This window comes from Nocardioides coralli (assembly GCF_019880385.1).
Lineage (GTDB): Bacteria > Actinomycetota > Actinomycetes > Propionibacteriales > Nocardioidaceae > Nocardioides > Nocardioides coralli.
The window spans coordinates 3,381,649-3,404,804 of sequence record NZ_CP082273.1; the positions used below are offsets into that span (position 1 = coordinate 3,381,649).

19 protein-coding genes are annotated in these 23,156 nt (G+C 73.8%); 7 read left to right on the forward strand and 12 right to left on the reverse strand.

Annotation, left to right across the window (positions count from 1 at the left end; all coding sequences use genetic code 11):
• Positions 1-92 precede the first annotated feature (92 nt).
• Together K6T13_RS16635 and K6T13_RS16640 are read right to left on the reverse strand one after the other, a co-directional pair.
• Entirely contained in the window at positions 93-2,303 is a 2,211-nt protein-coding gene (locus tag K6T13_RS16635) for a 3-hydroxyacyl-CoA dehydrogenase NAD-binding domain-containing protein (RefSeq protein ID WP_222895629.1), read from the reverse strand.
• Positions 2,304-2,337: 34 nt separating this feature from the next.
• On the reverse strand, positions 2,338-3,549 hold the full coding sequence (locus K6T13_RS16640; protein WP_222895630.1) for an acetyl-CoA C-acetyltransferase: 1,212 nt from the start codon (positions 3,547-3,549) through the stop codon (positions 2,338-2,340).
• Positions 3,550-3,684: 135 nt separating this feature from the next.
• Here K6T13_RS16640 and K6T13_RS16645 point away from each other — a divergent pair, with 135 nt between their 5' ends.
• Together K6T13_RS16645 and K6T13_RS16650 are read left to right on the forward strand one after the other, a co-directional pair.
• Entirely contained in the window at positions 3,685-4,422 is a 738-nt protein-coding gene (locus K6T13_RS16645; RefSeq protein WP_222895631.1) for a MerR family transcriptional regulator, read from the forward strand.
• Positions 4,423-4,432: 10 nt separating this feature from the next.
• Positions 4,433-5,344, forward strand: a complete 912-nt coding sequence (locus K6T13_RS16650; protein WP_222895632.1) for an NAD(P)H-binding protein — start codon at positions 4,433-4,435, stop codon at positions 5,342-5,344.
• Here the strand turns inward: K6T13_RS16650 and K6T13_RS16655 are convergent.
• The 8 genes from K6T13_RS16655 to K6T13_RS16690 form a co-directional block, all read right to left on the reverse strand.
• Entirely contained in the window at positions 5,324-6,010 is a 687-nt protein-coding gene (locus tag K6T13_RS16655; protein WP_222895633.1) for a CPBP family intramembrane glutamic endopeptidase, read from the reverse strand. The genes K6T13_RS16650 and K6T13_RS16655 overlap by 21 nt on opposite strands.
• 58 nt (positions 6,011-6,068) lie before the next feature.
• Entirely contained in the window at positions 6,069-8,915 is a 2,847-nt protein-coding gene (locus K6T13_RS16660; protein WP_222895634.1) for an AfsR/SARP family transcriptional regulator, read from the reverse strand.
• A gap of 258 nt (positions 8,916-9,173) precedes the next feature.
• Positions 9,174-9,368: a CsbD family protein gene (locus K6T13_RS16665; protein WP_222895635.1), complete on the reverse strand. Its 195-nt coding sequence runs from the start codon at positions 9,366-9,368 to the stop codon at positions 9,174-9,176.
• Between the two features lie 99 nt (positions 9,369-9,467).
• The gene (locus K6T13_RS16670) at positions 9,468-10,907 is read right to left on the reverse strand and encodes a DEAD/DEAH box helicase (protein ID WP_249423840.1); all 1,440 of its coding nucleotides are present in this window, start codon (positions 10,905-10,907) and stop codon (positions 9,468-9,470) included.
• Between the two features lie 221 nt (positions 10,908-11,128).
• Positions 11,129-11,299 (reverse strand): hypothetical protein, encoded by a 171-nt coding sequence (locus K6T13_RS16675; RefSeq protein ID WP_222895636.1) that lies wholly within the window; start codon positions 11,297-11,299, stop codon positions 11,129-11,131.
• Positions 11,300-11,329: 30 nt separating this feature from the next.
• Positions 11,330-12,772, reverse strand: a complete 1,443-nt coding sequence (locus K6T13_RS16680) for a flavin-containing monooxygenase (protein WP_222895637.1) — start codon at positions 12,770-12,772, stop codon at positions 11,330-11,332.
• Complete coding sequence (locus K6T13_RS16685; RefSeq protein ID WP_222895638.1) at positions 12,769-13,500, reverse strand: glutamine amidotransferase; 732 nt, start codon at positions 13,498-13,500, stop codon at positions 12,769-12,771. Before K6T13_RS16685 ends, K6T13_RS16680 begins: the two co-directional genes overlap by 4 nt.
• A complete protein-coding gene (locus tag K6T13_RS16690) occupies positions 13,497-14,651 on the reverse strand; it encodes a CaiB/BaiF CoA transferase family protein (protein WP_222895639.1) in 1,155 nt (384 codons plus the stop codon). Before K6T13_RS16690 ends, K6T13_RS16685 begins: the two co-directional genes overlap by 4 nt.
• A 107-nt stretch (positions 14,652-14,758) precedes the next feature.
• On the opposite strand from K6T13_RS16690, the gene K6T13_RS16695 reads away from it, so the two are divergent.
• Positions 14,759-15,322, forward strand: coding sequence for a PadR family transcriptional regulator (locus K6T13_RS16695; RefSeq protein WP_222895640.1), 564 nt, complete (start codon positions 14,759-14,761; stop codon positions 15,320-15,322).
• The gene (locus tag K6T13_RS16700; protein ID WP_222895641.1) at positions 15,319-17,325 is read left to right on the forward strand and encodes an NADPH-dependent 2,4-dienoyl-CoA reductase; all 2,007 of its coding nucleotides are present in this window, start codon (positions 15,319-15,321) and stop codon (positions 17,323-17,325) included. The genes K6T13_RS16695 and K6T13_RS16700 overlap by 4 nt, the downstream gene beginning before the upstream one ends.
• A gap of 25 nt (positions 17,326-17,350) precedes the next feature.
• Here K6T13_RS16700 and K6T13_RS16705 read toward each other — a convergent pair whose 3' ends face one another.
• On the reverse strand, positions 17,351-18,700 hold the full coding sequence (locus tag K6T13_RS16705; protein ID WP_249423841.1) for a GH1 family beta-glucosidase: 1,350 nt from the start codon (positions 18,698-18,700) through the stop codon (positions 17,351-17,353).
• 16 nt (positions 18,701-18,716) lie between these two features.
• On the opposite strand from K6T13_RS16705, the gene K6T13_RS16710 reads away from it, so the two are divergent.
• A complete protein-coding gene (locus K6T13_RS16710) occupies positions 18,717-19,412 on the forward strand; it encodes a pirin family protein (protein ID WP_222895643.1) in 696 nt (231 codons plus the stop codon).
• Here the strand turns inward: K6T13_RS16710 and K6T13_RS16715 are convergent.
• Positions 19,402-20,973, reverse strand: coding sequence for an FAD-binding oxidoreductase (locus K6T13_RS16715; protein WP_249423842.1), 1,572 nt, complete (start codon positions 20,971-20,973; stop codon positions 19,402-19,404). The genes K6T13_RS16710 and K6T13_RS16715 overlap by 11 nt on opposite strands.
• Positions 20,974-20,990: 17 nt before the next feature.
• On the opposite strand from K6T13_RS16715, the gene K6T13_RS16720 reads away from it, so the two are divergent.
• A complete protein-coding gene (locus tag K6T13_RS16720; protein ID WP_222895644.1) occupies positions 20,991-21,569 on the forward strand; it encodes a TetR/AcrR family transcriptional regulator in 579 nt (192 codons plus the stop codon).
• On the forward strand, positions 21,566-23,092 hold the full coding sequence (locus K6T13_RS16725; RefSeq protein ID WP_222895645.1) for a glycerol-3-phosphate dehydrogenase/oxidase: 1,527 nt from the start codon (positions 21,566-21,568) through the stop codon (positions 23,090-23,092). The genes K6T13_RS16720 and K6T13_RS16725 overlap by 4 nt, the downstream gene beginning before the upstream one ends.
• Positions 23,093-23,156: the final 64 nt, after the last annotated feature.

A 23,156-nucleotide genomic window follows, 5' to 3' on the forward strand; every position in this document is an offset into this window, starting at 1 on the left:
CACATCCTCCCCGAAAAGTCCGCGGCGTGTGCCCGAGAACGACCAATCCGTCCGGCTGGTCGTCCCGGGCCCACGCCACGCCCAGCGGCTGGTCAGGCCGGGAAGGTCTCGCCCTTCGCCACGAGGTCGCGGAGGTACGCCGAGGGTCGGAAGCGCTCGCCGTAGGCGTCGGCCAGCTCGTCGGCCCGCGCCACGAAGGCGGCCAGCCCGATCGGGGCGTCGGTGTCCTCCGGGTCCTGGTAGCCGGTCATGAACTGCGCGGCGCCGCCGGTGTTGGCCGGGAACCCGATGCCCATGATCGAGCCGATGTTGGCGGCGGCCGCCGAGTCGATCACGCCCTCCTCGAAGCACTTGGCCGTCTCCAGCGCCTCGGCGAAGAGCATCCGGTCCTTCACGTCGCGCAGCGGGATCTGCTGCTCCGCCGGCGGGAAGGTCTCGCCGAGGCCGGGCCACAGGCCCTGCCGCTTGCCGGCCTCGTCGTACTCGTAGAAACCGGAGCCCTTCAGGCGCGAGGGACGGCCGATCTCGATCATCTTCGCGACCACGGCCGAGCCGGGGTGCTCCTCGTGGGGGGTGCCGTCGCGCTCGGCGGCCTCCCGGGTGGCCTTGGCGATCTTGGCCATCAGCTCCATGTTCAGCTCGTCGGAGAGCTGGAGGGTGCCGACCGGGTAGCCGGCCTGCGTGGCGGCCCGCTCCAGCGACACCGGGTGGACGCCCTCGGCGAGCATCGCGAGCCCCTCGTTGACCATGAAGCCGATGACGCGGGAGGTGTAGAAGCCGCGGCTGTCGTTGACGACGATCGGCGTCTTCCTGATCTGCTGCACCACGTCGTAGGCACGGGCGAGCGCGCGGTCGGAGGTCTCGGCACCCCGGATGATCTCGACCAGCGGCATCTTGTCGACCGGGCTGAAGAAGTGGAGCCCGATGAAGTCCTGCGGGCGGTCCACGCCGGTGGCGAGCTCGGTGATCGGGAGCGTGGAGGTGTTGGAGCACAGCAGCGCGTCGGCGTCGACGTGCTTGGCGGCCTCGGCGAACACCTGGTGCTTGAGCGAGGGGTCCTCGAAGACCGCCTCGATGACCAGGTCGCAGCCCGCGAGGTCGGCGTAGTCGTCCGTCGGGTGGATCCGGTCGAGCAGCTCCCGGCTCTTCTCCTCGGTGAGCTTGCCGCGCTCGACCGCCTTGGCGTTGATCTTCTCCGAGTAGACCTTGCCGCGGTCGGCGTTCTCCTGCGCGACGTCCTTCAGCACGACCTGCATGCCGGCGCGGGCGCAGGTGTAGGCGATGCCGGCGCCCATCATGCCGGCGCCGAGGACGCCGACCTTGGTGGCCTGCCACGGCTCGATGCCCTGCGGCCGCAGCGACCCGGCGTTGATCGCCTGCAGGTCGAAGAAGAACGCCTGGATCATGTTCTTGCTGTTCTGGTTGACGATCAGCTTCGTCAGGTAGCGCGACTCGATGCGGCTGGCGGTCTCGACGTCCACCGTGGCTCCCTCGACGGCCGCGGAGAGGATCGCCTTCTGCGCGGGGTAGTCCGCGCCCTTGAGCTGCTTGCGCAGCAGCGCCGGGAACGCCGGCAGGAACTGCGCCAGCGCCGGCGACTTCGGGTTGCCACCGGGCATCTTGTAGCCGGGGGCGTCCCAGGGCTGCACGCCGCCCTCGGGGTTGGCCCGGATCCACGCCTTGGCGGCCGGGACCAGCTCCTCGCGGGTGGCGACCAGCTCGTCGACGAGCCCCTTGCCGCGGGCGGTCTGCGGGTCGAACTGCGGGCCCTGGAGCAGCACGTCCATCAGGGCCGACTGCAGCCCGAGCATGCGCACGGTGCGGGTGATGCCGCCCCCGCCGGGCAGCAACCCGAGGGTGGCCTCGGGCAGGCCGATCTTGACCGATCGGTCGTCGACGGCGATCCGGTGGTGACAGGCGAGGGCGATCTCGAGGCCGCCGCCGAGGGCGGCTCCGTTGATGGCTGCGACGACGGGCTTGCCGAGCTTCTCGAGCCGGCGCAGGGTCGCCTTGACCGCCTCGACCTCCGCGAAGATGCGCGGGGCGTCGTCCCTGGTGGCCTGGCTCATCAGCGTGAGGTTGCCGCCGGCGAAGAACGTCTTCTTGGCGCTGGTCACCACGACGCCGGTGACCTGGTCGCGCTCGTCGTGGAGGCGGTCGACCGCGGCCTGCATCGACCGCTGGTAGATCTCGTTCATCGTGTTGGCACTGGCGGTGGGGTCGTCGAGGGTGAGGGTGACGATCCCGTCGTCGTCCCGCTCGTAGTGGACGGCGGTCTGCTGCTCGTGCTGGGTGGCAGTCATGGGTGGTGTTCTCTCCTGGGAGGTACGGCGGCGGTCAGACGAGCTCGACGATGGTGGCGACACCCATGCCGCCGCCGATGCACAGCGTGGCGAGGCCGCGGCGCTGGTCGCGGCGCTCCAGCTCGTCGATGAGGGTGCCGAGGATCATCGCGCCCGTGGCGCCGAGCGGGTGACCCATCGCGATCGCCCCGCCGTTCACGTTGGTCACGTCGTGGGTGATGCCCATGTCACGCATGAAGCGCATCGCCACCGCGGCAAAGGCCTCGTTCATCTCGAAGAGGTCGATGTCGGAGACCTCGAGACCGGCCTTGGCCAGCACCTTGCGCGTCGCCGGGGCGGGACCGGTGAGCATGATCGTCGGGTCGGCACCCGAGACCGCGGTGGCGACGATGCGGGCCCGGGGCGTCAGGCCGAGGTCGTGCCCGACCTGCTCGCTCCCGACCGCCACGACCGCGGCGCCGTCGACGATGCCGGAGGAGTTGCCGGCGTGGTGGACGTGGTCGATCGCGGGCACCCAGTGGTACTTCTCCAGCGCGACGTCGTCGAAGCCGGCGTCGGCGCCCATCTGGGCGAAGGACGGCTTCAGACCGGCCAGGCCCTCGGGACTCGTGTCGGGCCGCACCAGCTCGTCGTGGTCGAGCACGGTCAGGCCGTTCTGGTCCTTGACGGGCACCACGGACCGCGCGAAGTAGCCGTTGGCCCAGGCCTTGGCGGCGCGCTGGTGCGACTCCGACGCGTAGGCGTCGACGTCCTCGCGCGTCCACCCCTCGAGGGTCGCGATGAGGTCGGCGCCGATCCCCTGCGGGACGAAGCCCGTGGTCAGCGCGGTCGCGGGGTCCATCGCCCAGGCGCCGCCGTCGGAGCCCATCGGCACCCGGCTCATCGACTCGACCCCACCGGCGAGGATCAGGTCCTCGAAACCGGAGCGCACCCGGGCGGCGGCCTGGTTGACGGCTTCGAGACCCGAGGCGCAGAACCGGTTGAGCTGTACGCCGCCGACGGTCTCCGGGTAGCCCGCGGCGAGGGCCGCGGTCTTGGCGATGTCGCCACCCTGCTCGCCGATCGGGCTGACGACCCCGAGCACGACGTCGTCGACGCGGTGGGGGTCGAGCCCCGGGTTCCGGGTACGGACCTCGTCGAGGAGGCCGACGATCAGGTCGATCGGCTTCACCTCGTGGAGGGAGCCGACTGCCTTGCCCTTGCCGCGCGGCGTGCGCAGGTGGTCGTACACGAATGCTTCTGCCATGACCGTCCTCGGGTGGAGTGTGGTGTTGCCGCTCCCGATTGTGACACCGATACTGTCAACGTCGTCAAGGTGGACCCGGTCACACGGGCCGGCCCGGCCACCGGGTCGAGGTCCCACCGGGAGAGAGGGTGCTGGATGGGCGAGAGCGTCGAGTCGGCACGGGAGCTGCTGACGCTGGAGGAGCTGACCGACCGGGTCGGCCTGAGCGTCCGGAACGTGCGCTTCTACACGACCAAGGGGCTCGTGCCGCCGCCGGTCCGGCGAGGTCGCTCGGGCTACTACACGCCGGACCACGTCGCGCGACTGGAGCTCGTGCGGGAGCTGCAGAGCCACGGTTTCACCCTGGCGGCGATCGAGCGCTACCTCCGGGGGATCCCGACCGGAGCCACCCCCGAGGACATCGCCCTGCACCGCACCATGCTCGCGCCCTGGCAGTCCGAGGCGCCCGTCGTGATGACGCGCGCCGAGCTGAACCGCCGGGCCAACCGCACGCTGACCGACGAGGACCTCGCCACCCTGGCCGCCCTCGGCATCGCGCTGCGCGACCGGCGCGGCCGTTTCGAGGTCGCCGGCTCCCAGCTCTCGGTCGGGCTGGGCCTGCTCGACCTCGGCTTCCCCACCGAGGCCGCGGTCGCCGCCGCCGACGTCTACGCCGAGCACGGCCGACAGATCGCCAAGGAGCTCTACGACCTGTTCCGGACCATGGTGTGGCCGGCGTACAAGGAGTCGGGCGCCTCACCGGAGAAGCTCCGCGAGGTCGTCGAGCGCCTCAAGCCGCTGTCGATCGCCTCGCTCGTGGCCGCCTACGAGTCGGCCATGGACGAGGAGAAGCGGGAGGGCATCGCACGCCGCTCGCGTGCCCAGTCCCCCTAGGCTGGCAGGCATGAGTGAGCGGCTGCGGGTGCTGGTGACCGGCGCGACGGGCTTCGTGGGCCGGGCGCTCACGCCGGTGCTGGTCGAGGCCGGCCACGAGGTGCGGGCCATGACGCGCCACCCCGAGACCTACGACGGGCCGGGCGACCCGGTGGCCGGTGACGTGTTCGACCGGGAGTCGCTGGATGCCCCGCTCGACGGGGTCGACGTCGCCTACTACCTCGTCCACTCCCTCGACGCGCCCGACTTCGAGGAGCGCGACGCCGAGGCCGCGCGCACCTTCGCCGACGCCGCGAAGGCCGCGGGGGTGCGCCAGATCGTCTACCTCGGCGGCCTGGGGGACGAGGACGAGGAGCTCTCCCCGCACCTGCGGTCCCGACGGGAGGTCGAGGGGCTGCTGGCGGGGACCGGCGTCCCGGTGACCGTGCTGCGTGCCGCGATCGTGGTCGGGCACGGCGGCATCTCGTGGGAGCTCACCCGGCAGCTGGTGAAGAACCTGCCCGCGATGGTGGTGCCGAAGTGGGTGTCGACGCCGACCCAGCCGATCGCGCTGGACGACGTGGTCCGCTACCTGGCCGGCGTCGCCGGCAACGACGCCGCCTTCGGGCGGGTCTTCGAGATCGGCGGCCCCGACCGGCTGACCTACCTGGAGATGCTGAAGGTCGCGGCTCGGCTCAACTCGGGGCGCTCGGTCCCGATCCTGCGGGTGCCGGTCCTGACCCCGCGGCTGTCGTCCTACTGGCTGGCCCTGGTGACGGACGTCAACGTGATGACCGGGCGCAACCTGATCGACTCGATGGGCACGCCCGTCGTCGTCACGGACCGCTCCATCGAGGAGCTCGTGCCGGGAGAGCCGATGTCCTACGAGGAGGCCGTGCGCCTGGCGCTCGAGGAGCGCCGGTCAGACGAAGATCAGGGGTAGCGCGAACAGCATCGTCAACGACCACGTCAGGTGGGTGATGATCGGCGCCATGATGCCGCCGGACGCGCGGCGCTGCAGGCCGACCAGGAGCCCCAGGACCACGGCCGCGAAGGTGAGCATCACGTTGCCGGTCGCGTAGGTGGCCAGCGTGTAGAGCGCCGTCGAGACGAGGACGGGGTGGCGGGGTGTGGCGGCGTAGACCGCCCCCCGGAAGAAGAGCTCCTCGGCGGCCCCGGTGGTCGCGGTGATGAGCACGATCAACGGGATCGAGCCCTGCTCCACGAACGCGGTGACGTCGCCGACCTGCCGCGCCAGCCACGGGACCTGGCGCACGACGAGCGCGCCGGCGACGAAGACGCCCGCCAGCGCCAGCCCGAGGATGAAGGGCGCCGCCACGGGCCGCCCCAACCCCTCGGAGTGCATGATCCGACCCAGGTGGAGCGGTCCGGACGCGAAGGCGCCCAGCGCCCAGATCGAGGAGAGGCCGAGCGAGGCGACGTAGAACCAGGGGCTGCCCGGCTCGAGGCGGAGGCTGAGCCCGAGGACCACGCCGCCCAGCACGACGACCACCCCCGTGACCCACTGGCGGCGGCGGAGCGCCTCCGGGGTGGCGCGGTGGTCGCGTGGGACCTGGTCCCACAGCGCGTTGCGCAGCCAGAGCCTCACCAGCGCCTCCTTCTTCCGGCCCTGTGAGACTACGGGCCGGGCGAAGGCCGCCGGCTGCTCACCCGGCGAGGTGGCGCGACCGCTCCACCGCGGTGTCGCCGGCGTCGCGGCGCCGGGCCGCGGCGAGGACGCGCGTGAGCACGTCCGGCACCGGCCGGTCGGGGGAGACCGGCGACACGCCGTCCAGCCACGCGTCGAGCAGCTGCCTCTCCGTCTCGGCGACCGCGACGCCGTGGGTCGTGATCTGGGTCCAGAAGAGCCCCAGTGCGTGCCGCGCGGCCTCGGTGTCCCCGGTGGCGCGCAGCGCGGCGGCCAGCTTGAGCAGCGCGTCGGTGAGGCCCCGGAGGTCCTCGCGTCGCCACGACCACTCCACCACGTCCGCGACACGGGCGAGGTCGGACCCGGACCCGAGGAGCGCGCTGCAGGTGGTCAGCGTCGAGGTGGTGTAGTCGTGCATCAGCCCGACGTGCATCGAGGCGTACATGCCCGAGGCCTCGCTGGCGAGCTGCGCGGCGCCGGAGGCGTCGCCCAGGCCCAGCCGGCTCTCGGCGGCGTTGGCCAGGCCGAGCGCGAGCACCCCCGCGTGCCGGAGCGACCGGGCCTGCTCGATGCTCTGGGCCAGCAGCACCCCGTCGGGGCGGGTGAGCCCGATCCACAGGCGCACACCGGCCGCCGTCAGCGCATCGGCATCGGCCAGGAGCCGCAGCGCCTCCTCCGGGTCGGCGGCGCACGCCCGGCCGTTGATGTGACTGGTGACCACCGAGGAGCCGATCGCGCCGGCGAGGATCGCCGGGTCGCCCAGCTCCCGGGCGCGCGCGACCGCCTCCTCGGCGAGGTCCGTCATGCGGTCAGCCTGGCCGTGCAGGTCGGCCCAGGCCGCGCCGGACTCCAGGGCCATCACCTGCTCGACCGGGGTCAACATCGCCAGGGCCTCGTCGGTCGTCAGCACCCGCCAGGCGCGGTCGACCACCTCGGGTCTCACGACCAGGGTGTGTTCGATGAGGGTCCGGGCGATCGCGAGGCACGCGCTGTGCATCTTCAGCTCCAGGCCCCCGGCGAGGGCGCCCTCGGCCGCGTCGAGCAGGGCCCGGTTGCGCCGGGAGAACTCCGCGGACTCCAGGAAGCTTGGCCTGATGCCGCTGCGGCTGAGCCAGGCCGCGTGGGTCCGGACGATGTCGGCCTGCCACGTGGCGGAGGTCTCCCCGTCGCCGACGACCTCGTGGCGGACGCCGCTGAGCACCTCGTACGTCGGCCGCCCGTGGGAGCCCTCGCGCTGGCGGACCAGACCGTCACGCAGCAGCGCGGCGAGCGCCTTCGCGGTGCTCCCGGCATCGCGTCCGGGGAGGTCGCCCACCCACTCGGCGTCGACGGGCCCGGTGCATCGAGCCAGCACCTCCAGCAGGTCCTGCTCACCGTCGCTGCGACGACGGAGACTGGCGGCGTAGGAGACCGCCACCCCCGCCCGTCCGCGCCCGCGCTCCCGCTCGAGACCGGCCCGGAGCTCGTCGAAGCCCAGCACCGCGCGTGGCGCCGCGAGCTCGATGGCGAGGGGCATCCCGTCGAGCAGGCGGGCACACGCCTCGGCGTCCTCGAGGACGCCGCCGACGTCGGCGCCGGCCGCCTCGGCCCGGAGCAGCAGCAGCTCGGCGGCGGGTGACGGCGAACCGGCGTCCTGGTCGCGGTCGACCTCCGAGGCCAGCGGCCGGACCGGGTGGACGTGCTCGCCCCGCCAGCCGCAGGGACGATGGGCGGTCGCCAGCACGACCGGGCCCAGGTCGGCGACCTGGTCGACGAGGCCGGCGTGCCCGGGGTCGTCGACGCGGATCCCGTCGAGGACCACCAGCGCGTCGCTCTCGGCCAGCTCGGCGACCGGGTCGCTCACCAGCCGGATCCCGAGCGCCTCCGCGATCCTCGAAGCCAAGCCGTCGGTCCCGCTGGCGGTCTCGAGGTCCAGCACCGCGGCACCGTCGCGGAACCGGCCCTGGAGACGGCGGGCCAGCTCCCCCGCCAGGCGCGACTTGCCGACCCCGGACGGGCCCACGAGGGTCGTCGGGCCCGCGGGGCGGGCACCGAGCCGCGCCTCCAGGGCGGCGAGGTCGGCACCTCGACCGACCAGCGCCGTGGGGCTGGGCAGTGCGGACAGCGGGACGACGCTGAGGCGTGGATCCGGCTCGAGGCCCGGGTCCCTGTCGAGGATCTCGCGGTGCAGCTGGCGCAGCCGCGGGCCGGGCTCGACCCCGAGGTCGTCCACCAGGCGGCGGCGGGTCTGCCGGTAGGTGGCGAGCGCCTCGTCCGCCCGTCCCCCGCGGTACTGCGCCAGCATCAGGAGCCGCGCCAGCTCCTCGTCGTAGGGGTGCTCGGCGCAGACGCGGGTCAGCTCCGGCAGCACGCCGAGGTGACCGCCGACCCGGAGGTCGGCCTCGTAGCCCCCGCGTTGCGCCTCGACCCGGCGTCGTTCCAGCGCGTCCCGGTGCATCTCGAACCAGGGTCCGTCGAGCCCCGCCAGCGCCCGCCCACGCCACAGGGCGAGCGCGGAACGGAACAACCGGCTCGCCTCCGGCCAGCGCCCCCTCCGGATGCTGGTCTCGGCCGCCGTGACCTGCTCGCCGAAGGCATCCACGTCGCAGGAGAGCCCAGGCATGTCGAGGGTGTAGCCCACGCCCGACGACCTGATGGCGTCACGACCGAGCAGTCGGCGCAGCCCTGAGACGTGCACCTGGAGGGTGTTCCGCACGGTGGAGGGAGGCTCGTGGCCCCACAGGGCATCCACGATCACGTCCAGGGGAACGGTCTGGTTGCGGTGGAGGGCGAGCACTGCGAGAAGACCCGCCTGCCGTCCACTGCGGAGGACGTGCTCCTGGGTCCGGTCGACGACCGTCGTCGGTCCCAGCAGCAGCACCTGCATGCAGCACCCCCGGTCGTCCCGTCCCTCCCGAAGGAAAGACTAGGTCGACCGGGGGTGTCGCGGGAGCCGTTCGACTCCTTCTCCCCCGTCGGGCTCACGTGCGGCCCGGTGCGATCGCTCCGCGTCCAGCTGGCAGCGGACCGAGGGACGTCGGGGAGGTGCCCCGACTCGAGCGTCCCATGTCGCCCCCTCGGTGATCGTCGAGCAGGAGAAGGGAAACGCACGCCGCTGAAGCGGCGCTGAAGCGGCCGCCGGGGACTACTTCTTGAACGCGTCCTTGGCGTCGCTGACGGCGTCCTTGGCCTTCTCGCCCGCGTTCTTCATCGACGCCGACGCCTGGTCGCCCTTGCCCTCACCCTCGAGGCGCTCGTTGCCGGTCGCCTTGCCGGTGGTCTCCTTGGCCTTGCCCTTGAGGTCCTCGGCGCGGTTCTCGGCCTTGTCGTCCATGCCCATGGCGTTCCTCTCGTAGATGGACCTCCAGCCCAGCAGTGGCCTCGGCGGCGCCACCACACCCGAACAGGCGAACCGATGCACCCGCCGGGGTGGGGAACCTCACCTGCCGCGGGAGAAGGACGCTGCGCTGTGGCTGCCGGACCCCGGACGGCGCCCCTGACCGGGGGTGCTCCCCTGCTGGGTCCGGCCCCCGCCGGCGCCCGAGCCGGATGTCCGCCGACGCCGGGACCGCCGGGACCGCGTGCTGCCGGTGCGGCCCCCGCGCGGCGTGGCCTTCCCACCCGACCCCGGCGAGCGACGCGACGTACCGGGACCCTGGGAGACCTGGCCGCCCTCGGGCGCGTAGCCCCCGGGCTGCAGCGTCCGCTCGCCCGGCGCCAGCTCGGCCAGGACAGGGTGCTCCGGCCCGCTCACCTTGGTGGTCACCGGCCGGATGCCGGCCTGACGCGCCAGGCTCCGGACGTCCCTCACCTGGGCGTCGGTCATGAGGGTGACCACGGTGCCGGCCGCCCCGGCGCGCGCCGTCCGACCGGAGCGGTGCAGGTAGGCCTTGTGCTCGACCGGCGGGTCGGCGTGGACGACCAGCGCCACGTCGTCGACGTGGATGCCACGCGCTGCGATGTCCGTGGCGACGAGGGTCTCCGCCCGGCCGCTGTGGAACGCCTCGAGGTTGCGCGTGCGCGCGTTCTGGCTCAGGTTGCCGTGCAGGTCCACGCTCGGGACGCCGCGGCTGTTCAGCTGACGTGCGAGCGTCCTGGCCCCCCGCTTGGTCCGCGTGAAGACCACCGTCCGCCCCGGGGCGCTGGTGAGCTCGACCAGGATCGGCACGCGCTGCTCGTGCTTCACGTGCAGCACGTGGTGGGACATGGTCGCCACCGGCGACTGGGCGGAGTCCGCCTCGTGGGTGACCGGGTCACGCAGGAACTGCTGCACGATCACGTCGATCGCCCGGTCCAGCGTCGCCGAGAAGAGCAGCCGCTGGCTTCCCCGTGGCGTCTGGCCGAGCAGGCGACGTACGGCGGGCAGGAAGCCGAGGTCGGCCATGTGGTCGGCCTCGTCGAGCACCGTCACCTCCACCGCGCCGAGGTCGCAGTGGCCCTGGCCGATCAGGTCCTCCAGCCGCCCGGGGCAGGCCAGCACGATGTCCGCACCCTTCCGCAGCCCGGCGACCTGGGGGTTCTGGCCAACGCCGCCGAAGACCGTCTGGGTGCGCAGGCCGCTCGCCTCGGCCAGCGGGGCCAGCGCTGCCTCGATCTGGCCGACCAGCTCGCGGGTCGGGGCCAGCACCAGCGCGCGGGGGCGGCGAGGAGCCGCCCGCCGGCGGTCGGTGGACAGCCGGGCGACCAGGGGCAGCAGGAACGCGAAGGTCTTGCCGGAACCGGTCCGGCCGCGGCCGAGCACGTCGCGACCCGCGAGCGAGTCCGGGAGCGTGGCGGCCTGGATGGGGGTGGGTGAGGTGATGCCCTGCTGGGCGAGCACGGTGGACAGGTCGGAGGGGACGCCGAGGGTCTCGAAGGCGTCGAGGGACTGCACGGTCACGGGGGGTGTCTTCCGGTTGGTGTCTCACCAACGCGCTTCCGCCGGGAGGCGGGGCCGGCAGCTCGGGGCTGCTGCGTTCGCTCACCTGCGTGAGCGGCGCCTCTCGGCGCCCGGGTCCGCGGCAAGACTGGTCGGACCGTCGAGACCACCCTAGGACCTCGGGCGCCCCCGGGATGAATCCGCGACCGGCCCCCGTGCGTCGCCGACCCTGGGGTCGGCCGTCAGTCGTCCGTGTCGTCGCCCTCGGGCTCGGACTGGTCGGGGGCGATGCCGGTGGTCTTGTCGGTGGCGTCCGCGCCGCCGGCGACCGTCTCGTCGAGACGCCCGACCTCGGAGACCTGGCCCTCGTCCTCCTGGTCGCCGGAGGGCCGGTCGTCGCGCTGCTGGCTCATGTCCGGAACCTACCCCCCGACCCCAACGGGTCAGGAGAACCGCAGCACGCCGTCGTCGAGGTCGCCCCGCCGCAGCGTCCGCAGGTCGTGGAAGTAGCTCTGGCGCAGCCGCCACGGCTCCCGGTCACCCTGCTGCGGCAGCCGGTGCAGCGAGCGCTTGACGTAGCCGGCCTCGAAGTCGAGGAACGGGACCGGCCGGACCCCGGGGTCGGGGACGGCCACGACCGTGCGGCTCCCCGTTCGGTCGAGGTGGCGGAGCAGCCGGCAGACGTAGTCGGCCACCAGGTCGGCCTTGAGCGTCCACGAGGCGTTCGTGTAGCCGATCGTGTAGGCGAAGTTGGGGACACCGGCGAACATCAGGGCGCGGTAGGCCATCCGCTCGCGCAGGTCGACCGGCTCGCCCCCGACGCTCAGCGCCACCCCACCCATCACCTTGAGGTCGAACCCGGTCGCCGTGACGACCACGTCGGCAGTCAGCTCCTCGCCGGAGGTGAGCAGCAGGCCCTCTCGGGTGAACCGCTCGATCGTGTCGGTCACGACCGTGGCCGTGCCCCGCCGGATCACCCGGAACAGGTCACCGTCGGGGACCAGGCACAGCCGCTGGTCCCACGGGTCGTAGGTGGGTCGGAAGTGGACGTCGACGGGGTAGCCCTCCGGGAGCTGCCGGGCGACCTGGCTGCGGATCACGCGTCTGGCCAGGCGGGGCCACTTCCGGCTGGCGCGGTAGCCGAGGGTGGCCGCGGCCACGTTCTTCCAGCGCGTCACGGGGTAGGACCACCGCTCCGGCAGCAGCCGTCCGAGGAAGCGGGCGACGGGGTCGACGGCCGGCAGGGCCAGCACGTACGTCGGCGAGCGCTGCAGCATGGTCACCTGCGCGGCCCCGGCCTCGGCCAGCGCCGGCACCAGCGTCACCGCGGTCGCGCCGCTGCCGATGACCACCACGCGGCGGCCGCGGGTGTCGAGCTCGTCGGGCCAGTGCTGGGGGTGCACGACGGTGCCGCCGAAGTCCGCGCGGCCGGGGATCTCGGGCACGTGCGGGTCGTCGAAGTCGTAGTAGCCGGCACAGCACCACAGGAAGTCGGTGGTGAGGGTGGTCGTCCCCCCGGGGGTCTCCGCGGTGACCGTCCACCGACGGGCCCGGTGGTCCCAGTCGGCCGCGACGACCCGGTGCTGCAGGCGGACGTGCTCGTCGACGCCGTGGTCGCGGGCGGTCTCGCGCAGGTAGCCCAGGATCTCCTCGCCCTCGGCGAGGACGCGGTCGCTGCGCCAGGGCCGGAACCGGTAGCCCATCGTGAACATGTCGGAGTCGGAGCGGATGCCGGGGTAGCGGAACAGGTCCCAGGTCCCGCCGGTGGCATCGCGACCCTCGAGGATCGCGTAGGTGCGGTGGGGGTGCTCCTGGCCGAGCCGGGCCGCGGCGCCGATGCCGGACAGCCCGGCTCCGATGATCAGCACGTCGAGGTGCTCGGTCACCGTGCGTACCTCCCGACGAAGTTGGCCAGCAGCGCCGGCGGCTCCGTCACCACGCTGCGCCGCGCCATGTCCTGGAGGTCCCGGGCCTGCTCGGGCTCGAAGTAGCCGTAGTCGCGGTAGACGTCGACCCGCAGGCAGAGGCCGCCGATGTCGAGCTCGGGGTGGAACTGGGTGGCGTAGACGTTGCGCCCGATCCGGAACGCCTGCACCGGGCAGGCCGTCGAGCTCGCCAGGGCGACGGCGCCATCGGGCAGGCGGGTGACGGCCTCCTTGTGGCCCAGGAACACGGAGAAGGCGTCGGGCATGCCGTCGAAGAGCGGGTCGCGCCGCCCCTCCTCGGCCAGGGTCACCTCGACGCAACCGATCGGCTCGCCGTAGGTGCGGTCGACCAGCCCGCCCGGGAGGCTGCCGAGCACGCCGATGCCGTAGCAGGCGCCGAAGAACGGGAAGTCCGCCGCGACCGCCTGCCGGGCCACGTCCGCCAGCTCGGCCTCGACCCGGCGCTGCACCGCCGACTTCGCCTGCTCGGGGTCGCTGACGTTGAACGGTCCGCCGCCCAGGAGGATGCCCGACCAGTCGTCGAGGTCGACCGTGCCGAGCTCGTCCCGCTCGAGCCGCACCCGCCGCAGGCCGGGCTCGTCGAGGTCGGCGCAGCGCAGCACGGCGGCGTACTCGTCGTCGGCGGCGGCGTCCTCGGCCCGGGTGCCCAGGAAGAGGAAGGGCTTCATGCCTGCACCACGGCACCGGAGGCGAGCCGGGCATCGACGTCGCGCACGCCCCAGGCGGTCAGCGCCTCGCGGCTGTCGGCCCCGGCGGTCGCGGGCGGACGTCCCAGGGTGGCGCGGGTGCGGCTGAACCGCGGTGCCGGGGCGGGCTGGGTCAGTCCGTCGACGGTCACGTAGGTGCCGCGGGCGGCCAGGTGCGGGTGACGGACGGCCTCGCTGAGCGGCAGCACCGGCGCCACGCACGCGTCCGTGGCGTCGAAGACCTCGGCCCACTCCGCCTGCGTCCGCCGCCGGAAGGTGTCGGCCAGCAGGGTGCGCAGCGCCGCCTGCCCGGCGGGGTCGTCGCGGTCCGGCGCCTCGTCCACCAGGTCGAGCCGGCGGAGCAGCTCGGCGTAGAACTGCGGCTCGAGGGCGGCCACCGAGACGTGGCGGCCGTCGGCGGTCTCGTAGACGTCGTAGTAGGGAGTCCCGCCGTCGAGCAGGCCGCTGGCCCGGCTCTCGGGCTGGAGCCCCAGACCGGCCAGGGTGGTCGCCATGGCGTTGAGGCTGGCCACGCCGTCCACGATCGCGGCATCGACCACCTGGCCGCGGCCGCTGGTCCGCGCCTCGAGCAGGCCGGCGAGGACGCCGATCACCAGGTAGGTCGAGCCACCACCGAAGTCGCCGATCAGGTTGCCGGGGAAGTGGGGCCGTGCAGGATCCTGGCCGGAAGCGTGGAGCGCGCCGGTCACCGCAACGTAGTTGAGGTCGTGGCCCGCGGCGTGGGCCCACGGTCCGTCCTGGCCCCAGCCCGTCATCCGCCCGTAGACGAGGCGGGGGTTGTGCTCCCAGCAGTCCTCGGGCCCGAGACCGAGCCGCTCGGTGGTGCCCGGCCGCAGCCCCTCCACGAGCGCGTCGGCCCCGGCCACGAGGTCGAGCACGGTCCGGACGCCGTCAGCGTGCTTGAGGTCGATCGCGACGCTGGGCCGCCCCCGCGTGAGCACGTCGTGGCTGCCGACGTCCATGCTCCCGCCGCCGGGACGGTCGACACGGATGACGTCGGCACCGAGGTCGGCGAGCAGCATGCACGCGTGGGGTCCCGGCCCGATGCCGGCGAGCTCGACCACCTTCACGCCACGCAGCGGCCCGGTGCCCTGCCCGAGTGCGTAGCCCATGTCGCCGAGCATGGCAGAGCGCCACGCGGCCGCCGGGCAGGTCCGGGGACTGGTGACCCGGACCACACGCGCTTGCAACGAGTTGCATAGGGCGGCAGGCTGGGTGCATGGCCCTCGAGCACGCCCTGCTGGTCGCGCTCAGCGAGCGACCCGCCGGCGGGCTCGAGCTGGCCCGGCGCTTCGACCGCTCGATCGGCTTCTTCTGGCACGCCACGCACCAGCAGATCTACCGGGTCCTGGCGCGGATGGAGTCGGACGGCTGGGTGAGCGTCGAGACCGTCGCCCAGCACGGGCGCCCCGACACCCGGGTCTACCGACCCTCGCGCGCGGGTCGCCGGGTGCTCGCCGCGTGGCTGGCCGAGCCGATGCCGATGGAGACCTTCCGCAGCGACGTCGCCGTCAAGCTGCGCGGGGCGTCGTACGGCGACCGCGAGGCCGTGCTCGCGGGGGTCCGCTCGAGCCTGGCCGACCACCACGCCCGGCTGGCCCACTACGAGCAGCTGGCCAAGGACTACCCCGACCCGGCGGCGCTCACCGGCGCCGAGCGCGACCAGTACCTCGTGCTGCGGGGCGGGATCCGGCTCGAGCAGTTCTGGATCGACTGGCTCACCGACTACCTGGGTCTCGAGGCTCGCTCCGCTCGCACCTCAACCACCGAAGGAAGCGCATGAACGACTACCCCCACCTGCTGGCGCCGATCACCCTCGGCCCGCTGAGGCTGCGCAACCGCGTGGTGATGGGCTCGATGCACACCGGGCTGGAGGACCGGGTGTGGGACCTGCCGCGGCTCGCGGCCTATTTCGCCGAGCGCGCCCGGGGCGGTGCGGGCCTCATCGTCACCGGCGGGTACGCCGTCAACAAGCGTGGCTGGCTCAAGCCGTTCGCCGGCGAGATGACCAACCGGCTGCACGCCGCCCGCCACGAGCAGGTCACCGACGCGGTGCACGAGGAGGGTGGCGCGATCGCGCTGCAGGTCCTGCACGCCGGCCGCTACGGCTACCACCCGCTGGTCGTCGGCGCCTCCGCGAGGAAGTCCCCGATCACCCCGTTCCGGCCACGGGCGCTGTCGACCCGGGCCGTGCACCGCACCGTCGACGACTTCGCCCGGTCGGTCGTGCTCGCGCGGAAGGCGGGCTACGACGCGGTCGAGGTGATGGGGTCGGAGGGCTACCTCCTCAACCAGTTCCTCGCCGCTCGCACCAACGACCGCACCGACGAGTGGGGCGGCTCGGCCGAGAAGCGGATGCGGTTCCCGGTCCGCGTCGTGGAGCGGATCCGCGAGCTGGTCGGCGACGACTTCCCGGTCGTCTACCGGATCTCGCTGCTCGACCTGGTCGACGGCGGCCAGACGTGGGAGGAGACCGTCGAGCTCGCCGGCCGGCTCGAGGCCGCCGGCGTCACCGCCCTCAACACCGGCATCGGCTGGCACGAGGCGCGGGTGCCCACGATCATCACCCAGGTGCCGCGTGGCGTCTGGGCCGGCCACACCGCCCGGCTGCGGGAGGCCGTCGGCGTACCGGTCATCGCGTCGAACCGGATCAACACCCCCGAGCTCGCCGAGCGGCTGCTCGCCGAGGGCACGGCCGACCTGGTGTCGATGGCACGGCCCTTCCTCGCCGATCCCGACATCGTCGCCAAGGCGGCGTCGGGCCGGGCCGACGAGATCAACACCTGCATCGCCTGCAACCAGGCGTGCCTCGACCACACCTTCAGCAACCGGACCGCCTCCTGCCTGGTCAACCCGCGGGCCTGCCACGAGACGACGCTGGTGCTGGGTCCGACCCGGCGCGCGGCCTCGGTGGCCGTCGTCGGCGCCGGGCCGGCGGGCCTGGCCGCCGCCGTGTCCGCGGCCGAGCGTGGCTTCGTCGTGACGCTCTTCGAGGCCGACCTCGAGATCGGCGGCCAGTTCCGGCTCGCGAAGGCGGTCCCCGGCAAGGAGGACTTCGCCGACACGCTGCGCTACTACCGCCGCCGGCTCGAGGTGCTGGGCGTCGACGTCCGGCTCGGCACCCGGGCGACGGCGGCCGACCTGACCGCCTTCGACGAGGTGGTGGTGGCGACCGGCGTCGAGCCCCGGATGCCGGAGATCACCGGCATCGACCACCCCAGCGTGGCGTCGTACGCCGACGTGCTCTCCGGCGCCGTGGTGCCGGGCCGGCGGGTGGCCGTGATCGGCGCCGGCGGGATCGGCGTCGACGTGTCCCACTGGCTCACCCACGACCCGACCGACACCGAGGAGGACTGGCTCGCCCACTGGGGCGTCGGTGACCCGGCCGTCCACCCGGGGGGCGTGACGGAGCCCAAGCCGCGCACGCCGGTCCGCGAGGTGACGCTGGTGCAGCGGAAGACCAGCCCCATCGGCACCGGCCTCGGCAAGACCTCCGGCTGGGCGCACCGCGCCGTGCTGCGGCAGTCGGGGGTGACCCAGGTCAGCGGCGCGACCTACGTGCGCATCGACGACGACGGGCTGCACCTGCTCGTCGACGGCGAGCCGCAGCTGGTGCCGGTCGACCACGTCGTCGTGTGCGCCGGCCAGGAGTCGGTGCGATCGCTCCACGACGAGCTGGTGGCGGCCGGCGCCTCGTCGCACCTGATCGGCGGCGCCGACGTGGCCGCCGAGCTCGACGCCAAGCGGGCGATCCAGCAGGGCACGGAGCTCGCGGCAGCGCTCTGACCGCCGTCGTGACCTGCGCCGCGCGTCAGGGGCCGCTGAGGGAGTTGGCGCTCGGCTGCGAGGCCACCATCCCGGCGTACCAGTCGAAGGAGCGCTTCGGGGTCCGGTCCTGGGTGTCGGGGTCGACGTGGACCAGCCCGAAGCGCTGGGTGAAGCCCTCCGCCCACTCGAAGCCGTCGAGCAGCGTGGAGGTGTAGTAGCCGCGGACGTCGACACCGCGGTCGATGGCCACCGCGACAGCGCGCAGGTGGGCGTCGAGGTAGTCGATGCGGCGCTGGTCGTCGACCACGCCGTCGGGTCCGGGCCCCTCGTTGAAGCAGCCCCCGGACTCGGTGATGAGGATCGGCGGCAGCGCGGCCCGGTAGCGGGCGCGGAAGGTGATCAGCCACTCGCGGAGCGCGTCGGGCACGATCACCCAGCCGTTGTCGGTGGTCGGGTGGCCGAGCGGCTCGAGGATCTCGAACGGGTTCTCGGCCTCGTCGGGGGCCGCCGCGACCTTCATCGGGTTGTAGTAGTTGACGCCGTAGAAGTCGAGGGGCTGCCGGATGGTGACGAGGTCGCCCGGCCGCACCAGGTCCTCCATCAGCGGGGCGACGTCGGCGGGGTAGCGCCCGAGCAGCATCGACTCCAGGAACATGCCGTTCCAGAGCGTGTCGAAGAGCTTGGCGGCGCCCACGTCGGCGTCCTTGTCGCTGGCCGGCCAGATCGGCGCGTGGTTGTTGGCGCACCCGATGCTGGCGGCGCCGGCCGCCCGCAGGGCGCTCGCGGCCCGGCCGTGACCCACCAGCAGGTGGTGGGCCACCCACAGGGAGTCGAAGAGCAGGGGCATGCCCGGGGCGTGGACCCCGACGGCGTGTCCCTGGACGGTGTGCACGTTGGGCTGGTTGATCGGGACCCAGTGCTCGACGCGGTCGGCGAAGGCCGCGCCCACGATGCCGGCGTACTCGGCGAAGCGCTCGACGGTGTCGCGGTTCAGCCAGCCGCCGTCCTCCTGCAGCGCCTGCGGCAGGTCCCAGTGGTAGAGCGTCACCATCGGCGCGACCTCGGCCTCGAGCAGCCGGTCGATCAGGCGGTCGTAGAACGCCAGGCCCTGCGGGTTGGCCGGCCCCGACCCCTTCGGCTGGATCCGCGGCCAGGAGACCGAGAAGCGGTAGCCGCCCGCGCCGAGCCGGCGCAGCAGCGCGACGTCCTCCTCGTACCGGTGGTAGTGGTCGCTGGCGACCTCGCCGGTCGAGCCGTCGGCGATCCGGCCCGGGCTGGAGACGAAGGTGTCCCAGATGCTCGGCCCCTTGCCGTCCTCAGTCGCGGCCCCCTCGATCTGGTAGGCCGCGGTGCTGGTGCCGAAGCGGAACCCGGCCGGCAGTTGCGGGAACACGCCATCATCTTGGTCCATGGGCACCGACGTCCGCCGGGGAACCTCACGATTCTTCACCGAGTCGTCCGGCATCCGGACGTGGCACGCCTTCTCGTTCGGGGCTCACTACGACCCCGGCAACCTCGGCTTCGGGCCGCTGACCTGCCACGACGACCACGCGCTCGAGCCCGGGGCGGGGTTCACGGACCACCGGCACGCCGACGTCGAGATCGTGACGTGGGTCGTCAGCGGCGAGCTGGTCCACGACGGCGTCTCACGGCTGGGGCCGGGCCAGGTGGCCGTGCAGTCGGCCGGGTCCGGCATCACCCACCGCGAGGTGGCGGGACCCGAGGGGTGCCGGTTCGTGCAGGCGTGGCTGCGGCCCGACGCGGCGGGCGGCACCCCGGAGCGCGGGGTCGCCGACGTGTCGGTCGAGCCCGGCTCGCTGGTGCCGCTGGTGGGACCGGACGGGCCGCTGCCGGTCGCGGTGGCCGGGGCGTCCCTCGGGGTGGTGCGGCTGCTGCCGGACGGCACCCTGTCGCTGCCGGCCGCGCCACTGGCCCACGTGCATGTCGTGACCGGGTCGGTGACGGCCTCCGGTGCGGAGCTCGGCGCCGGCGACGCCCTCCGGGCGACCGGCGAGCCGGACCTGACGCTGGCCGCGCGCGAGGAGACGGAGGTGCTGGTCTGGCGGTTCGCGTCGGGGAAGGACCCAGACCGTCTCAGGGGATGAGGACCCCGGGGTTGAGGATCCCCGCCGGGTCGAGGGACGCCTTCACCGCGCGGAGCACCTGCACGCCGACCGGGCCGATCTCGTCGGTCAGCCACGGCGTGTGGTCGGTGCCGACCGCGTGGTGGTGGGTGATGGTCGCGCCGGCGGCGACCATTGCGTCCGACGCCGCCCGCTTGGCGGCGTCCCACTGGGCCAGCGGGTCCTCGGCCTCCTTGGCTGCCACCGTGAAGTAGAGCGAGGCCCCCGTCTCGTAGACGTGGCTGACGTGGCAGAGCACCATCGCACCGGCCAGGGAGGCCTCGAGGGCCTCCTTCACCGCGACGTAGGTGTCCTCCAGGCGCGACCAGAACGCGGCGGTCTCGAGGGTCTCGACGAGGACGCCGACGTCGAGCATGGCGTCGCGGAGGTACGGCGCCCGGTAGCGGCCATCGGCCCACGCCTCCCCCGGGCCGGCGCCCAGGTCGGTGCCCCCGAGACCGGTGAGGACGGCGGTCACCGCATCGCGGCGCGCCGCCACCGCCGCGGCGGCCCCCTCGAACCCGACGACCATGAGGCAGCCCGGCTCGGTGGTGCCGATCTCCTCGGGTCGGGCCAGGTTGACCGCGGTCTCGGCCTCGTCGGAGAGCCGGATCACCGTCGGGAGCAGACCCGCCTGCGCCAGGGTGCGCAGGGCCGCGGCACCCTCGGTGAACGAGGGCCACCGCCAGCCGGCGTACGCCGTCATCTCCGGGAGCCGGCGCACCCGCACGGTCACGCTCGTGATGACACCGAAGACACCCTCGGAGCCGAGGAGCAGCTGGCGCAGGTCGGGGCCGGCGGCGGTGGCCGGCGCGGTGCCGAGCCGCAGCTCGCCCGCGGGCGTGGCTGCCCGCAGGCCGACCACCATCGCGTCGAACCGGCCGTAGCCGGCGCTGGCCTGGCCGCTGGAGCGGGTGGCGGCGAAGCCACCGATGGAGGCGAACTCGAAGGACTGCGGGTAGTGGCCCAGCGTCAGGCCGTGCTCGGCGAGAAGCGCCTCGGCCTCCGGGCCGCGCAGACCGGGCTCGAGGGTGGCGGTCATCGAGACGGGGTCGACGTCGAGCAGTCGCTTCATCCGCACCAGGTCGAGCGAGACCAGGCCGGCGTAGCCGTCCCTGACCGACGAGGGGGTGGCGAGGCCGCCCGTCACGCAGGTGCCGCCGCCGAAGGGCGTCACGGCGATCCGGTGCTCCGCCGCCCAGGCCAGCACGGCCGCGACCTCGTCGTGGCCGTCGGGACGGACCACGGCGTCCGGTGCGTCGGCGAGGTCGCCGGCCCGGGCCCGGAGCAGGTCGGGCGTGGACTTGCCGCGGGTGCGGAGGCGACGGGTGTCGTCGTCGACCAACACGTGGTCGGAGCCGACCAGGTCGCGCAGGCCCGTCAGCAGGTCCTCGGCGAGCCCCGGCGTCGGCAGCGACGGCTGGTCCACCGCGGGCCGCTCGTCGATCCCGAAGGCCATCTCGACGAGCCCGCGGGCGTTGTCCGGCAGCGGGCGGACGGCCTCGGGGTCCCCCCACCGGGTGGGGTGCATCTCCACGGTCATGCGTTACAGTGTGACACATGGCGTCACTTCGTAACACCCCCGCCCCGGCGGCCGACCCCCGCGACGGCTACCTGGACGCCGCCCGCGCCTGCATCCTCGACGTGGGGTGGCGCCGGACGACCCTGACCGAGGTCGCGCGCCGCGCCGGGGTCAGCCGGATGACGATCTACCGCGCCTGGCCCGACATGCCGACCCTGCTCGGCGACCTGATGACGCGCGAGTGGGGCGAGGTCGTGGCCACGCGGGCCGCTGCCGCCGACGTCGTGACGGCCGTGGTCGACACCGTCCGCGCGCTGCGCGACAACGAGCTCTTCCTGCGGATCGTCGAGCTCGACCCCGAGCTGCTGCTCCCCTACCTGCTGGCCCGTCGCGGACGCTCCCAGGACGCGGTCCTCGAGCTGGTCGCGGCCCGCGTCGCCGCCGGCCAGGCCGACGGGACCGTCCGCACCGGTGACCCGGCGACGATCGCCCGCGGACTGCTGCTGGCCTGCCACGGCTTCGTGCTGTCGGCCCAGACGATGGTCGACGACCAGGTGTCCGAGACCGACCTCGACGAGGAGCTGCGTCACCTCCTGACGGTGGCGCTCGCACCATGAGCCGGCGGATCAGCGCCGGGGCGGGCGGGCTCGCGGCGTCGTACGACGTGGTGGTGGTCGGCCTCGGCATCACCGGCGCCGGGGTCGCCCTCGACGCCGTCAGCCGGGGCCTGTCCGTGCTGGCGGTCGACGCCCACGACCTGGCCTTCGGCACCTCGCGGTGGTCCAGCAAGCTGGTGCACGGCGGGCTGCGCTACCTCGCGCACGGCCAGGTCGGGGTGGCCCACGAGTCCGCGGTCGAGCGCGGCGTGCTGCTCGCGACCACCGCCCCCCACCTCACCCGGGCCGCGCCGTTCCTGCTGCCCCTCACCGGCAGCGTCTCGCGCACCCAGGCCCTGGTCGCACGTGGCGGCGTCGCCGCCGGTGACCTGTTGCGCCGGGCCGCCCGGACCAGCAGCAAGACCCTTCCGCGTCCGCGTCTGGTCTCCGCGTCGGAGGCGCTGGTGCTGGCTCCCGCGCTGCAGCGGGTGGGGCTCCGCGGCGGCCTCCTCTACTGGGACGGGCAGCTCGAGGACGACGCCCGGCTCGTCGTCACCGTCGCCCGCACCGCGGCCGACCTCGGCGCGGAGGTCCGGACCCGCGCCCGCGTGGTCGCTGCCGACGGTGGCTCCGTGGTGCTGCGCGACGGTCTGAGCGGCGCGACCGTCCGCGTCGACGCCCGCGCCGTGGTCAACGCCACCGGGGTCTGGGCCGGTGAGGTCGACACCGACGTGCGGCTGCGGCCCAGTCGCGGCACCCACGTGGTGCTGCGCGCGGACGCCGCTCCCGGCCTGCGCACCGCCGTCACCGCACCCGTGCCGGGGTCGACCAGCAGGTTCGTGATGGTGCTGCCCCAGGCGGACGGGACGCTCTACGTCGGGCTCACCGACGAGCCCGCCGACGGTCCGGTGCCCGACGTCCCGGAGCCGACCGAGCCGGAGATCCGGTTCCTCCTCGAGGTGGTCTCCGCGGCCTTCGCCCGAGAGCTGCGCCGCGACGACGTGGTGGGGGCCTTCGCCGGGCTCCGCCCGCTCCTCGACGGGGGCGACGGCGCGACCGCCGACCTCTCGCGACGGCACGCGGTGCTGACCTCCCGCACCGGGATGGTCACCGTCGTCGGCGGCAAGCTCACGACCTATCGCCGGATGGCCGAGGACGCCGTCGACCGGGTGGTCGCCGAGCATGGTCTCGCGGCGGGGCCCTGCCGCACGCGGTCGCTCCCGCTGGCCGGCGCCGCGCCGCGCGACGAGCTGGCCCGGCTCACCGACCACCCCCGGCTGGTCCGGCGCTACGGCGCCGACGCGGGGCTCGTCCTCGGCGCGGCGCAGGAGGTGACCGGGCTGGGGACCGAGGAGCTGCTGGCGCCGGTGGCCACCGGGGTGCCGGTCACGCTCGCCGAGCTGGTCTTCGGGGTCACCCACGAGGGGGCGGTCGACGTCGCCGACCTGCTCGACCGGCGTACCCGCGTCGGCCTCGTCCCGGCCGACCGGGCTCTGGTGGTCCCCGCCGCGGAGCGGGCCCTGGCGGTGGCTCCAGCGCGGTAGCGCGGCACCCGCGACCGGCACCGATGACTACCGCGCGTGACGATGGTCGGTACCCACGGCAGAC

Excerpts from the sequence above, each read along its gene's own strand:
- K6T13_RS16690 (WP_222895639.1), bottom strand. The coding sequence starts at position 14,651 with ATGGGCTACGCACTCGGGCAGGGCACCGGGCCGCTGCGTGGCGTGAAG.
- K6T13_RS16685 (WP_222895638.1), bottom strand. The coding sequence starts at position 13,500 with ATGAAGCCCTTCCTCTTCCTGGGCACCCGGGCCGAGGACGCCGCCGCC.
- K6T13_RS16645 (WP_222895631.1), top strand. The coding sequence starts at position 3,685 with ATGGGCGAGAGCGTCGAGTCGGCACGGGAGCTGCTGACGCTGGAGGAG.
- K6T13_RS16665 (WP_222895635.1), bottom strand. The coding sequence starts at position 9,368 with ATGGGCATGGACGACAAGGCCGAGAACCGCGCCGAGGACCTCAAGGGC.
- K6T13_RS16710 (WP_222895643.1), top strand. The coding sequence starts at position 18,717 with ATGGGCACCGACGTCCGCCGGGGAACCTCACGATTCTTCACCGAGTCG.
- K6T13_RS16635 (WP_222895629.1), bottom strand. The coding sequence starts at position 2,303 with ATGACTGCCACCCAGCACGAGCAGCAGACCGCCGTCCACTACGAGCGG.
- K6T13_RS16640 (WP_222895630.1), bottom strand. The coding sequence starts at position 3,549 with ATGGCAGAAGCATTCGTGTACGACCACCTGCGCACGCCGCGCGGCAAG.
- K6T13_RS16720 (WP_222895644.1), top strand. The coding sequence starts at position 20,991 with ATGGCGTCACTTCGTAACACCCCCGCCCCGGCGGCCGACCCCCGCGAC.
- K6T13_RS16675 (WP_222895636.1), bottom strand. The coding sequence starts at position 11,299 with ATGAGCCAGCAGCGCGACGACCGGCCCTCCGGCGACCAGGAGGACGAG.
- K6T13_RS16650 (WP_222895632.1), top strand. The coding sequence starts at position 4,433 with ATGAGTGAGCGGCTGCGGGTGCTGGTGACCGGCGCGACGGGCTTCGTG.
- K6T13_RS16695 (WP_222895640.1), top strand. The coding sequence starts at position 14,759 with ATGGCCCTCGAGCACGCCCTGCTGGTCGCGCTCAGCGAGCGACCCGCC.
- K6T13_RS16700 (WP_222895641.1), top strand. The coding sequence starts at position 15,319 with ATGAACGACTACCCCCACCTGCTGGCGCCGATCACCCTCGGCCCGCTG.
- K6T13_RS16660 (WP_222895634.1), bottom strand. The coding sequence starts at position 8,915 with ATGCAGGTGCTGCTGCTGGGACCGACGACGGTCGTCGACCGGACCCAG.
- K6T13_RS16725 (WP_222895645.1), top strand. The coding sequence starts at position 21,566 with ATGAGCCGGCGGATCAGCGCCGGGGCGGGCGGGCTCGCGGCGTCGTAC.
- K6T13_RS16715 (WP_249423842.1), bottom strand. The coding sequence starts at position 20,973 with ATGACCGTGGAGATGCACCCCACCCGGTGGGGGGACCCCGAGGCCGTC.